12 protein-coding genes are annotated in these 11,129 nt (G+C 62.4%); 5 read left to right on the top strand and 7 right to left on the bottom strand.

Annotated elements, in window-relative coordinates:
- From CLV78_RS23050 to CLV78_RS23065, 4 genes are read left to right on the top strand one after another with little or no spacing between them, the layout of a single operon-like run.
- Entirely contained in the window at window positions 1–315 is a 315-nt protein-coding gene (locus tag CLV78_RS23050) for a hypothetical protein (protein ID WP_106208448.1), read from the top strand.
- Entirely contained in the window at window positions 312–1,016 is a 705-nt protein-coding gene (locus CLV78_RS23055; protein ID WP_106208450.1) for a polysaccharide deacetylase family protein, read from the top strand. Before CLV78_RS23050 ends, CLV78_RS23055 begins: the two co-directional genes overlap by 4 nt.
- Window positions 1,013–1,678 (top strand): polysaccharide deacetylase family protein, encoded by a 666-nt coding sequence (locus CLV78_RS23060; protein ID WP_106208452.1) that lies wholly within the window; start codon window positions 1,013–1,015, stop codon window positions 1,676–1,678. Before CLV78_RS23055 ends, CLV78_RS23060 begins: the two co-directional genes overlap by 4 nt.
- Complete coding sequence (locus CLV78_RS23065; RefSeq protein WP_211301065.1) at window positions 1,671–1,991, top strand: VOC family protein; 321 nt, start codon at window positions 1,671–1,673, stop codon at window positions 1,989–1,991. The genes CLV78_RS23060 and CLV78_RS23065 overlap by 8 nt, the downstream gene beginning before the upstream one ends.
- A gap of 97 nt (window positions 1,992–2,088) precedes the next feature.
- Here the strand turns inward: CLV78_RS23065 and CLV78_RS23070 are convergent, their stop codons facing one another.
- On the bottom strand, window positions 2,089–2,700 hold the full coding sequence (locus CLV78_RS23070) for a 5-deoxy-glucuronate isomerase (RefSeq protein WP_106208454.1): 612 nt from the start codon (window positions 2,698–2,700) through the stop codon (window positions 2,089–2,091).
- Window positions 2,701–2,709: 9 nt separating this feature from the next.
- Complete coding sequence (locus CLV78_RS23075; RefSeq protein WP_158263652.1) at window positions 2,710–4,083, bottom strand: family 4 glycosyl hydrolase; 1,374 nt, start codon at window positions 4,081–4,083, stop codon at window positions 2,710–2,712.
- 202 nt (window positions 4,084–4,285) lie between these two features.
- Here CLV78_RS23075 and CLV78_RS23085 point away from each other — a divergent pair, with 202 nt between their 5' ends.
- Window positions 4,286–5,041 (top strand): DeoR/GlpR family DNA-binding transcription regulator, encoded by a 756-nt coding sequence (locus CLV78_RS23085; protein WP_146136775.1) that lies wholly within the window; start codon window positions 4,286–4,288, stop codon window positions 5,039–5,041.
- A 4-nt stretch (window positions 5,042–5,045) separates the two neighbouring features.
- Here CLV78_RS23085 and CLV78_RS23090 read toward each other — a convergent pair whose 3' ends face one another.
- From CLV78_RS23090 to CLV78_RS23110, 5 genes are all read right to left on the bottom strand, one after another.
- Window positions 5,046–5,801 (bottom strand): glucose 1-dehydrogenase, encoded by a 756-nt coding sequence (locus CLV78_RS23090; protein ID WP_106208458.1) that lies wholly within the window; start codon window positions 5,799–5,801, stop codon window positions 5,046–5,048.
- The gene (gene dmpG, locus CLV78_RS23095) at window positions 5,798–6,823 is read right to left on the bottom strand and encodes a 4-hydroxy-2-oxovalerate aldolase (RefSeq protein ID WP_106208460.1); all 1,026 of its coding nucleotides are present in this window, start codon (window positions 6,821–6,823) and stop codon (window positions 5,798–5,800) included. The genes CLV78_RS23090 and dmpG overlap by 4 nt, the downstream gene beginning before the upstream one ends.
- Window positions 6,823–7,737 (bottom strand): acetaldehyde dehydrogenase (acetylating), encoded by a 915-nt coding sequence (locus CLV78_RS23100; protein ID WP_106208462.1) that lies wholly within the window; start codon window positions 7,735–7,737, stop codon window positions 6,823–6,825. The genes dmpG and CLV78_RS23100 overlap by 1 nt, the downstream gene beginning before the upstream one ends.
- Window positions 7,738–8,596: 859 nt before the next feature.
- Window positions 8,597–9,118 carry a hypothetical protein gene (locus CLV78_RS23105; RefSeq protein WP_106208464.1) on the bottom strand — a complete coding sequence of 174 codons (522 nt, stop codon included), beginning with the start codon at window positions 9,116–9,118 and terminating at the stop codon, window positions 8,597–8,599.
- A gap of 4 nt (window positions 9,119–9,122) precedes the next feature.
- A complete protein-coding gene (locus tag CLV78_RS23110; RefSeq protein WP_106208466.1) occupies window positions 9,123–10,847 on the bottom strand; it encodes an amidohydrolase in 1,725 nt (574 codons plus the stop codon).
- Window positions 10,848–11,129: the final 282 nt, after the last annotated feature.

An 11,129-nucleotide genomic window follows, 5' to 3' on the forward strand; every position in this document is an offset into this window, starting at 1 on the left:
ATGACCACGAATGCATTTCTGCCCGACGACCTGTCGGCCGAGATGGATCGGCTTGGGCGCCGGAAATACGCCGAGATCGGTGTGCCGATGTACCTGGTGCTCGAAGACCTGACGGGCAACCCAGCCGAAAAGGGTAGCCACGATGGCGATACACAGCTTGCAGTGGCCTTCTCGGAGGCAATCTCTCGGGTCGAGGCCGAAAAGGGTGATATCGAGGTCGCCGACATTGCCCGCGTCATCGAGGTTCTGGCCGACCGCACGTTCCTTGACCGCCCCTTCTCGGAGCTTTCGGACGAGGAAAGCCCCGAGACATGACCCTGCTGCTGTCGAAGCCCGGTGCGGATGTTGCCCGGGATCTCGCGGGGGGCTACGCGGCGGGCCGCACCCTGCGGCTAATGAACTACCACTCCACCCCTCGCGTGCGAGAGCCGGAATACACCCGGCAACTGGCGGAACTGGCGCCACGCTACAGCCCGTTCCGCAAGGACGACCTGGACCGCTGGCCCCAGGGGCCAGCCTCGCCAAAGAACAAGCCGTGGCTGATGCCCATCCTGTTCGAAGGTTTCCGCGACAATTACGATGTGATCCTGCCGCTGCTTGAGGATGCCGGTTTCACAGCTTGGTTCTTCGTGCCCCCGCATTTCCTGAACGTGCCGGTGGCCGAGCAGCGCGGTTTCGCCGAGGCCCATCGCCTCCACTACCTGCGCGACGAATACCCAGGCGAGCGGATCACCATGACTTGGGCCGAGGCACGGGACGCCGCTGCGCGCGGGCATGTCTTTGCCTGCCATTCCCGCAACCACACGGCGCTCGACAGAGACACGCCAGACGATGTGCTGCACGAAGAGATCTTCACCGGCAAGCAAGAGATGGAGGATGGCCTTGGCCTACCGGTCGACATCTTCTGCTGGCTGCACGGTGCCGATGTCGGCATCAACCCCCGCGCCGATGACATGCTGCGCGCGGCGGGCTTTCGCTACCTGTTTTCCAACTTCCGGCTTCAGAGGTTGCAATGAGCCACGCTGACGATTTCGCCCGCGGCCCCGTTCTGCGCGTGGTCAACTACCACAATACGCCGTTCGCCGGGGCCGACCAGTTCGACCGGGAATTCGCCGCGCTGTCGAAGCGTTTCGCCCCCGTGCGCGAGGCCGATCTGGACGTATGGCTCGACACCGGCCGCTGGCCCCATGACCGCCCCGGCGTGATCCCGGCCTTCTATAACGGCTATCGGAACAATTTCGACGTTGCCCGGCCACTGTTGGAGAAACACGGGCTCGTCGGCTGGTTCTTTGCCGTGACCGCCTATTCATCCTGCCCGGTAGAGGATCAACCGGCCTTCACCGCCACCCGCACGCTGGCGACGGTGGACGACGACTACGACGACCCGCGCACTGCGCTTTCCTGGGACGAACTGCGCAGCCTCGACGGCCCGCACGTCGTTGCCAGCCATACGCGCAATCACACCCGCGTCGCGCTGGACGATGCCGCGAAGCTCGAAGACGAAATCGTCGGCGCGCAAGAGGATTTCGCCCGCGAACTCGGACACAAGGTCCGCAGCTTTGCCTGGCTGTTCGGCGGTCGCTATGGCGAAAACCCGATGGCCGATGCGGCTGTCGATCGTGCGGGCTACGACTTCCTGTTTTCCAACTTCAACGTGCAGCGTCTGCGGCGTGGCTGACCCTTGGCCCGCGCTCGTTCCCGAACTGGCCGTGACCGATTGGAAGGTTAGCCGGGATTTCTATCGCGATGCCCTCGGCTTTACCGTCGCCTACGAGCGACCGGACGAAGGGTTCGCCTGCCTCCGATCGGGAGACGCCGTTTTGATGGTCGACCAGATCGGTCTGGGGCGGACCTTTGTGCCCGCGCCGTTTGAGGCTCCGCTGGGCCGGGGTATCAATCTCCAGATCCGGGTTGCCCGGCTTGGGCCGATCCTCGGCGCGATTGGACAGGCCGGTATCGCGCCGTTCCTACCTCTGGAAGAAAACTGGTAACGCGTCGGAGAAACGGAAGAAGGCAACCGCCAGATCGTCGTGAGCGATCCGGACGGCTACCTTATACGTCTCTTCGAAGACCTAGGCTCGCGCCCGATCAGGCCGTAACGACGAGTAGCTGTGCATCCGCAGTCGCCGTCAACTCGGCCATTTCGCCAGCCTGCAACGCCAGTGTTTGACCGGCATTCACCGCTTTGTCAGCGACGCGGATCGACCCTTTGGCAACGTGGCACAGAGTTTCCGCGGCCCCGCCCAGAGGCAAAGACGCCCCCACCGCGCAGTTGACCGACCGGAAGGCGAGTTTCTCGGCCAGACCTTCGCTCGCCGGTCCTTCGACAGCCTGACACGGAACGCGCCCTTCGGCTTCGGCGCGCGAGTAGGCGACGAGCGTTTCGGTCTGCGGTGTCAGCCGATAGGCGTGATCCGGCGTCATGTAGAGCGCACGGGCCGGACCTTCGCGCGACAGCTCGGCGTCAACGGGATGCGCGCCAGTGATCGACAGGCCAATCTTTCCGTTGACCGGCACAACGAACACCTCGTCGATCTCGCTTTCGCCTTCGATCGTTGGCCCCGGTTGGAACCTGTAGATCCGAAGCGATTTCAACGTTTTGAAACCAGTCACGCTTTCGTCGATATCCACCGGGCGGGGGCATGGCCCCACGCCCGGCAGGTCGATCATGCGGGTGTCATCCTTGTCGATGATCTGCATTTCTTTCCCTCACTTCGCAAATTGCGGCAGGAACTCCGCATGGGCGGCGAGCAGGTCGTCGGCCAGCTTCGCAGCGGCATCGGTCGTGCCGACGGACCCGTCGGCGATCATCGCCTCGATCATCTTGTCGCGGGAGCCTTCAACGGCGGCCTCGACAGTGATTTCCACGGCGGAGATCTTCGAGCATAGCTTGGCGATGAGTGCCGGCGGCAGGTCATCCGCCCGCAGCGGTGCAAAGCTGTTGCCGATGGCCGCCGCGTTGCATTCCAGCACCGCGTCTTTCGGCAGGTAGGGGGCCGCGCCGTCGTTCGGAAGGTTGACCGAGAACACTTCGCGCCGGTCGTAGAGCAGCGAATGCATCATCTCCAGAAGCTGTTCGCTCTCACCGGGCACGTTCTCGTAGTAGCTCTTGGGCAGCGGGTCGGGCGAATTGGCGATCGCAAGCATCTCGTCGTACCACACATCGCCAAGCCCGATGCGCTCGTCGATCGGGAAGGCTTCGACGCCCAGTGTGTGGCCGTGATAGGCGCCGCCGGGGAAGCGTTCAGGGTAGAATTCGACCGCGTGCCGGTCCATCGCGCAGGGGAAGATCGAGTAATTGCGGAACATGCCCCAGGAGAACGGATCGTCCGCCCAACGTGGTGCGCGGCCTTCGACGATGTTGTCCCAGATCTTCTTTCCGGCCAGTTCCTCTGCCAGCCCGGCTTCCTGTTCGTCCAGCTTGGCCTGGAACAGCGGGATGGCATCCTTGCCCTCGTGGCGCAGGCGGGTCAGGAACGTCAGGTGGTTGAGGCCGATGCCGTAGGAGCTGATCGAGCCTTCTTCCAGCCCGAGGAACTTCGCCAGCACACCTTCGACGTGATGGACGCCGTGGCAGAGCCCGACGACCGGAACGCCGGTTTCCTTGCGGATCGCGCGGCAGATCGAGGTCATCGGGTTGGAATAGTTGAAGAAATGCGCATCCGGGCAAAGCTCTTCGATGTCGCGGGCGATGTCGATCATTTGCGGGATCATGCGCATGGCGCGGCTGATGCCGCCGGGCATCGCGGTGTCGCCCACGGGTTGATAGATGCCATGCTTGCGCGGGATCTCGATATCCGTCTGCCAGCCCTTGCGGCCGCCAACAGCAATCGTGGTGACGACGAAATGGGCCCCCTTGAGGACGTCACGCCGGTCGGTCGTGGCTGTCACCGGGATGTCGGCCTGCTTGGCGACCAGCATCTTGCCCACAAGCTTGTTCACCGCGTCGAGCGTAACCGGGTCGATATCGACCAGGGCGATCTCCCAGAGATGCGCCTCGCCGGCAAGAATTATGTCGGCCACCAGCCGCTGCGTGAAGACCGTGCTGCCAGCACCGATCAGGACCAGTTTCAATCGGGACATGGGTTCCTCCGAAAATGAATCACCGGCACAGCTCTCCGCCGTGCATTCGTGGCCAAGATAGCAATAAACGATCAAAAGTCCATACAATGATGATTGTTTTTGAGTGCTTTTCGTGACACTATGTGCCATGATCAAGGTGTTCGATTGATGCTGGTTGCAATGCCGGATAGCGTCCACCGACCTAAAAAGAACGAGACGGAACATGATCCGCGCCGAAAGACACGAACGCATTCTCGCTGAACTGGCCCGCAAGGGGGCGGTCAGCGCCCAGGAGCTTTCCGGCCTGTTGGGCGCATCGCTCGCCACGATCCGGCGCGACATTTCCGAACTGGACCAGAACGGCTCCCTGCTTCGCACTCACGGTGGTGCTTCGCTGCCCAAACGGCGCGAAGAGCTTCCCTATGACGCCAAGATGATGTCCTTCCTGCCGGAGAAGCGCCGGATCGGTGCGGCAGCGGCGAGCGATCTTGAGGAAGGCAGCGTTGTGGGGATGGGCGGCGGCACCACCGTGTTGCAGATGTTGCCAGCGTTGCGCCACAAGACCCTCAAGCTGGTCACGACCGCGATCAATATTGCCATGGACCTGCGCGATACCCGCAGCATCGAGGTGACGTTGACGGGGGGAGTCCTGCGACGGCGCACGGCCGAGACCGTTGGCCATATCGCCGAACGCACGCTTCGTGACCTCAACATCGATGTGACGGTGATCGGCGTTGACGGGCTGCACATCGACAAGGGGCTGACGACCTATGACTCGTCTGAAGCCTACGTGAACCGGGTGATGGCCGAACAGGCGCGCGAGGTCTGGGTTGTGGCCGACAATTCCAAGATCGGCGAGGTGTTCCCGGCCAATATCATCCCGGTCGAGAACGTCACGCGGATCTATACCGATACCGATGTCGACGACGCCACAGCGCAGCCCTTCCTCGATCGCGGCATAGACCTGCGACGGGTCTGATCGCCTAGCGCCCGCCGCTGACGGGAAGGATCGCGCCGGTCACGTAGCTCGCCCCATCCGACAGCAGCCAGACCACGGCTTCGGCCACTTCCTCCGCGGTTCCAGCCCGCTTCAGCGGCACGGTGTCTGCCAATGCCTGCACCCGGTCCGGACGACCGGCATCGGCGTGGATCTCCGTGTCGATGAGGCCCGGACGCACGGCGTTCACCCGGATGCCCGCCGGGCCGACCTCCCTGGCAAGACCGATGGTCATGGATTCCATCGCGCCTTTGGACGCCGCGTAATCGACGAACTCGTTCGGCGCACCGAGCGGCGCGGCCATGGACGAGATATTGACGATGGCGCCGCCCCTCCCGGCCCGCAACATACGTTGAACGGCAAGCCGCGTTGCCACGAAGCTTCCCGTTGCATTGACGCGCAGGACACGCTCCCAACGGTCGGTCGGGATGTCGGCCAATGTGGTTGCCGACTCCAGGATACCGGCATTGTTGACCAGCCCACCGACGTGCCCGAACGCGGCATCGGCCTGCTCGAAGAGGGCGACGATATCCGCCTCGCAGCCGATGTCGCCCTGAACAGCCAAGGCTCGGGCGCCTGTGGCTTCGATCTCACGCACCACCTCGGCGGCCTGGGTCGCGCCGGTGCGATAGTTGACCACCACGTCCCAGCCGTCCCGGGCCGCGCGGCGGCAGATCGCGGCGCCAATGCCACGCGATCCGCCAGTCACGATCAATGCGCCCCGGCTCTTGCGCCCGGTCATGCCCCGGCGCCTTCGGCCTTCACCAGATCCAGCGCAACGTCGATCAGCATGTCTTCCTGACCGCCGACCAGCTTGCGCCGCCCGGCTTCAACAAGGATGCGACGGGTGTCGAGTCCGTGCGCCTGCGCCGCACGCTCCGCATGGCGAAGGAAGGACGAGTAAACACCGGCATAGCCGACCGACAGCGTCTCTCGGTCCACCCGCACAGGGCGATCCTGCAACGGTCGCACAAGGTCTTCGGCGGCATCCTGCAGCGCGAAGAGGTCACAGCCATGCGTATAGCCCATGCCGTCCACGGCTGCGATGAAGGCCTCCAGCGGGCAGTTCCCGGCCCCCGCACCCATTCCAGCCAGCGAGGCATCGACGCGCCGCGCCCCGGCTTCGACCGCGACGATCGAGTTCGCAACACCCAGCGACAGGTTCTCGTGCGCGTGAATGCCGATCTGCGTCTCCGGCTTCAGCGCGGCCCGATAGGCCTCGACCCGCGCGCGCACACCATCCATCCGAAGCGCCCCGGCGCTGTCGGTGATATAGACGCACTGCGCGCCGTAGCTCTCCATCAGGCGGGCCTGTTCGGCGACGGCCGCAGGCGGCGACATGTGGTTCATCATCAGGAAGCCGGAGACGTCCAGCCCCATGTCGCGCGCGGCGGCGATATGCTGTGCGGTCACGTCGGCCTCGGTGCAATGGGCCGCAACGCGGACCGATTTCACGCCCAGATCGGCGGCGCGGCGTAGATCCTCGACGGTTCCAATTCCCGGCAGGAGCAGGGTCGTCAGCACGGCATTCTTGCAGACCTTTGCGGCTTCGCCGATCCAGGCGGCATCGGTTTCGCGCCCGAACCCATAGGTGAAGGAACTGCCAGACAGTCCGTCGCCGTGGGAGACCTCGATGGCATCCACCCCGGCAGCGTCCAACGCCGCCGCGATCTCGCGCACCTGCCCGAGATCATATTGGTGCCGCATGGCGTGCATCCCGTCGCGCAGGGTCACGTCCTGAATGTAAAGCTGCTTGTCGTCCATCACACCGCCTCCTTCAGGTCTGCCACCAGCCGCTCAGCGGTCGAGAGCGCCGCAGACGTCATGATATCCAGGTTGCCGGCATAGCGCGGCAGGTGATGCCCCGCACCTTCGACTTCCAGCAGGGCTGTCACCTTCAACCCTTCGGGCGCACCATCGAACAGGCCCGCAGCGACGGGTTCGATCTGCACCTCGTGCTTCAGCCGGTAGCCCGGCACGTGCTTCTGCACTTCCGACACCATATTGGCGATCGAAGCGCGGATGGCCGTTGGGTCGGCCGTGTCGCAAAGGCAGATTACGGTATCGCGCATCATCAACGGCGGTTCGGCCGGGTTCAGAACGATAATCGCCTTGCCCTTCTTCGCACCGCCCACGATCTCCAGTCCGCGCGACGTCGTTTCGGTGAACTCGTCGATATTGGCCCGCGTGCCCGGCCCGGCGGATTTCGACGCGATGGAGGCGACGATTTCGGCATAGTGAACCGGAGCCACGCGGCTGATCGCGGCAACAACCGGGATCGTGGCCTGGCCTCCGCAGGTCACCATGTTGACCACGGGTTCATTCATGTGGGCCTCAAGGTTCACCGTGGGCACCACATAGGGACCAACCGCGGCAGGGGTCAGGTCCACAACCCTCAGGTTCGCCCCTGCCAACGCGTCCAGATTGGCGCGGTGCGCACCGGCGCTTGTTGCGTCGAAGACAACGCGGATTTCCGGGAAGCAATCCAGAGCCTTAAGCCCGGCGACACCTTCATGCGTGGTTTCGACGCCAAGTCGCCGCGCCGCAGCCAGCCCTTCAGAGTCCGGATCGATCCCAACCAGAGCCGACAGTTCCAGCACATCCGACTTTCGCAAGATCTTCACCATCAGATCGGTGCCGATGTGGCCCGACCCAATGACGGCTGCTTTTACCTTCATCGCGGTGCGCTCCTGTGGTGTTTGGTTTCGGATGAATGAGTATCAATCAAAGTAGTTCAGATCAATGATTGAATTTGATCGCATCAAATAACTCCGCGGCCCTGAGCGGCGACTCTGTTGTCAGGGAGGTTGGGCAATAGTTGGGCAGGGGGGAAGCGCCCTCAATGATATTCGCTTCAGTACCCTTGGTAGTTTAGACGATCCATGCAGGACACACAGAAAGCACGACTTGGTTTCGAACTCGTGGTGTTGGAACTTCGCAGAAAACTCGGCGGAGTGAGCACTGAAGCCTGTTGCCGGCGGCAAGACAAACTGGGTGTTCACCGGTCCCGAAGGCGATGGAAACGCTATGGCCATGACCTTCGCCCCTGATCGACGCTGCCAAGATGGACGTGATCGATCCGCGATCTTTGCTGAACCGGGCTTTCGGTTGCGTCGCCGAGTACAAGATCGATCGAAACAACGCGTAGGGGCCTTGCAGTTCGGCTGCGGCCGCAGCGAAATCAGACGCGAGCGGCTGGCCCCAGCGCATTTTAACCAAAGGGCCGCCTCCAAGAACCGGTCACCCACATTGGAACGCCTCTGCTTGCAGCATTCGACCCAAAAACAGACCAGCTAAAGGCGGAGTACGACGCGGATGGAGGCATTGTATGGAGAGCTTCGTCGCTCGACCACTCCCGGTGCATACCCGACATATGGCGAGATGCCATCCTTGCCGGACGCAGCAAGTGCCGGCGGCCGGTGATTGCCTCAAACCGTCGTCGCCGACCAGTGGCGATGAACAACCCCATCGTAACCTTCTTGCTCTTGGGCTTGACCGCGGCCAGAGGTCGGGGCCAGCTCGCCGCGTCGTTTCCGCTTAAAACAGACTTGCGACCACCTGTTGGCGCCTGTTCGCCGTGACCGATAGCACCCCCAACTCAGTCATTTGAAGGGCCGTCAATCCGTGGTTCAGCCCGCTCTCCAGCGCGTTGATTGTCGTGATTGCATCGAACCCAGCGGCGATGTCCAACGCTGCAGCGGAGATTACCTTTGGCTCTGCACCCTGTTCGAACCTGATTGCCGCGACTTCATCCGCCAAGAGCACTACGAAATCACCACCGTCAGGCAAAAGCGGCTGTACGGTCTCGTCCAGCTTCACCGCCGCATCCTGAATCCAGTTTATGGACCATCGATGGTAGTCGAGCCCGTTTGACGGGTTCTCGAACACCCGCGCCCGCATCGCACCGTCCTGGCGCGCGGCAAGGTCGGCGTCGTAGACCGCCTTGGCTTCAGGCACGCGCGAGAAAAGGGCAGCCCAAAGCAGGGGGTTGCCGCAGGCCAGCACCGGTGTGGCGCCGACCAATGAAACGGCCAGAGAGATTGGTACCAGGAACCTCATCGATCTATTCCTCGCGATGATCGTAAGTCAGTGTTCCGTTCATGATCGTGAATAGCACCTCGACCTCGGAAATGTCGTTTGGATCGATGTCGTAGAGGTTTTTCTCAAGCACAACGATGTCGGCCTTCTTGCCAACCTCGAGGCTGCCGATCTGGTCTGACAGACCCATGCCATAGGCCGCATTGATCGTTTGCGCCCGGAGCGCCTGATCCACGGTGAGCTTCGCATCTTCCCCGCCAAGTGGTGGCACGTCTTTGCGGCCATCCAGCGTTCTGGTGACCGCGTATTCGATGTTGGCCAGAGGACGGTACTCGGAGACGTAGCCGGATGCCGGCCAGTCCGACCCCAGCGAGAATGTCCCACCGGCTTGGATCACCTGTGCGGCGGGAAATGTCGCCTGAACCCGTTCCGGACCCAGCCGGTCGGTGGCGATTGTCTGGGCCAACGGATCGTACGTCATCCACGCACCAGTGGTGTCATAGATCACGCCGAGTTCAGCGAAGCGTGCGCGATCGTCGGGGTGGACCGATTGCCCATGGGTGATCTTATGACGGCGTTCGCGAGGCGGGTTCGTCGCAATGGCGGCCTCAATAGCATCCAAAAGGTAGCGCACGGCCTGATCACCCCAGCAGTGGCAGGTCACGTTGATCCCGGCGGCATCGGCACGGATCACCGTGTCTTCGACGACTTGGTATGGGATGATTGGTTCCGGGACGATGTCGGGACGATCTGTGTAGGGATCGACATAGAGGGCGTTCCACTTGTCGTCGCCACCATCCATGTTGACCTTGAGATAGCGCGCCTGAACCAGCTCTGTATCGTATTTCTCCCGTATCTCCATCAGCGCGGGAAGCGGATCAAAACTGCCATCGTTCCAATAGTACGACCCGACGACCCGGAGCGGCAGCTTCCCGGCTTCTTCGAACTCAAGAAGCATCTCGAAGCCTTCGTCTTGTCCCATGCCCTGAATGCCGTGATCATGGGCAGCGGTAATGCCGGCGGCCGCAAACCGCTCCATCCAGTCCGCAACGCCGGGGGCCATGAACTCGGGCGTAGGATCAATCAACGCCGAGAGCACTTGCATCTGTGCCGGGATCTCGACGATCCAGCCGGTTGGATTTCCGTCTTCATCACGTTCAAAGAATGAGAAGCCCGGCGCGGTGTCCGGGGTGTCCTTGTCGATCCCGGCCACCTCCAGTGCCTTGGAGTTCACCCAAGCGCCGTGCGCATCAATCGTCCAGAAATAAACGGGCCGTTCGGATTCGATCTCGTCCAGCATTGCGGCCGTCGGATTGCCGTCAGTCCAAGGATTGAAGCGAACCCCGTAGCCCAGAATGACTTCGGCGTCGTTGGTCTCGACTTCCTTGCGAATGCGCGCGAACAGCTCTTCCTTGTCGTCGGTCTGAAGATCAACTCCCAGCATGATCAGGCCGCCGGCAACCGGGTGGCTGTGGCCATCCACAAAGCCGGGAAGGATCATGTTGCCTTCCAGATTGAAGACCTCGGTTCCCATGCCGATGACGTTGCCGAGCCCCTCTGCGTCGCCCACGTAGATGATTTCGCCATCTTCTATGCCGATGGCCTCAGCCACAGTGCTCTCCGCGTCCATGGTGTGGATCTGGCCGTTGATCAGGGCCCAGTCGGCCGTTGGATTTTCACGCCCTGTCTGTGCCCACGCCACTGTCCCGACGAGCAGGGCCGAGCTTATGCCTGCAATAATAGCTTTCATAGCGGAACTCCCAAAACTGAACTTGTTGGTGATAGCCTACGTCGGAAACCGATTTACGGGCAATCACGACTTGGTTTACTGCTGGTGGCGCCGCGAGGCTTTGTTGCACAAATCGGGGTGTTACCGCACTTCCCCCATCCCCAGACGGACTTGCCCTACGGCCTCTGTGAGAGGTATGCCAAGAGCGGTGTAGCGGTTTAGCACGGCGATGCGGATTTGGATCTCCGCGACCTTCCGGTCGAAGTCCCGCGCCATGCCCCGCCCGGCAACACATTCGCAGAA

Origin of the sequence: Aliiruegeria haliotis (genome assembly GCF_003003255.1) — a bacterium.
GTDB lineage: Bacteria > Pseudomonadota > Alphaproteobacteria > Rhodobacterales > Rhodobacteraceae > Tropicimonas > Tropicimonas haliotis.

Coding starts and splice junctions, on each gene's coding strand:
- CLV78_RS23055 (WP_106208450.1), top strand. CDS start 312: ATGACCCTGCTGCTGTCGAAGCCCGGTGCGGATGTTGCCCGGGATCTC.
- CLV78_RS23105 (WP_106208464.1), bottom strand. CDS start 9,118: ATGAGGTTCCTGGTACCAATCTCTCTGGCCGTTTCATTGGTCGGCGCC.
- CLV78_RS23110 (WP_106208466.1), bottom strand. CDS start 10,847: ATGAAAGCTATTATTGCAGGCATAAGCTCGGCCCTGCTCGTCGGGACA.
- CLV78_RS23090 (WP_106208458.1), bottom strand. CDS start 5,801: ATGACCGGGCGCAAGAGCCGGGGCGCATTGATCGTGACTGGCGGATCG.
- CLV78_RS23060 (WP_106208452.1), top strand. CDS start 1,013: ATGAGCCACGCTGACGATTTCGCCCGCGGCCCCGTTCTGCGCGTGGTC.
- CLV78_RS23085 (WP_146136775.1), top strand. CDS start 4,286: ATGATCCGCGCCGAAAGACACGAACGCATTCTCGCTGAACTGGCCCGC.
- CLV78_RS23100 (WP_106208462.1), bottom strand. CDS start 7,737: ATGAAGGTAAAAGCAGCCGTCATTGGGTCGGGCCACATCGGCACCGAT.
- dmpG (WP_106208460.1), bottom strand. CDS start 6,823: ATGGACGACAAGCAGCTTTACATTCAGGACGTGACCCTGCGCGACGGG.
- CLV78_RS23050 (WP_106208448.1), top strand. CDS start 1: ATGACCACGAATGCATTTCTGCCCGACGACCTGTCGGCCGAGATGGAT.
- CLV78_RS23070 (WP_106208454.1), bottom strand. CDS start 2,700: ATGCAGATCATCGACAAGGATGACACCCGCATGATCGACCTGCCGGGC.
- CLV78_RS23075 (WP_158263652.1), bottom strand. CDS start 4,083: ATGTCCCGATTGAAACTGGTCCTGATCGGTGCTGGCAGCACGGTCTTC.